Annotated in this window: 1 protein-coding gene; it reads right to left on the bottom strand. The window is 40.1% G+C overall.

Annotated elements, in window-relative coordinates:
* Window positions 1–479: hypothetical protein (locus tag D5S11_RS19995; protein ID WP_164833864.1), on the bottom strand; the 479-nt coding region annotated here is incomplete at both ends.

Raw genomic sequence — 479 nt, 5'->3', positions numbered from 1 at the left:
ATCTCTAAAATTAATGTCACACCTGTTAAACGCGTAACAACCATAAACAGCATTATCATTTGCTGTTGCTCCATCTGCATCAATGATAGCTCCATCAGACCCGCGAATACCATAACGACCTGTATCGTTAGCAATGCCATTCTGAAAATTTAACAGTCCACCGTGCGCGCTCTGTGCTCCGTAATAACCAGAGTTACTAACATCCGCACCAGTGGCGTATAAAATAGCCGACCAACAAACTAATCCAGAGCTAGTTGTTGCATTTATGGCGTTGCCTGTCCAAATAGTAGCATTTGCATAACAAATACTTCCAAATCTAACAGCTAGTCCATCTTGCCAACAATCTTTAACGCCATTACCTGATGTAATGTAACCATTAGAATTATTTTCACAACGATAACCAAAACCCATTTCTCCAGCATTGCCAGAAACTAAGCAATTAAGAATAGGCATTGACGCGTTATTACCTTGAATAAAGG

Origin of the sequence: Bacillus sp. L75 (genome assembly GCF_003676355.1) — a bacterium.
In the GTDB taxonomy this organism is placed as follows: domain Bacteria; phylum Bacillota; class Bacilli; order Bacillales; family Bacillaceae; genus Bacillus; species Bacillus velezensis.
The sequence above is the reverse complement of the archived record's forward strand: the minus strand, read 5'-3'. Positions and strand labels throughout refer to the sequence as shown.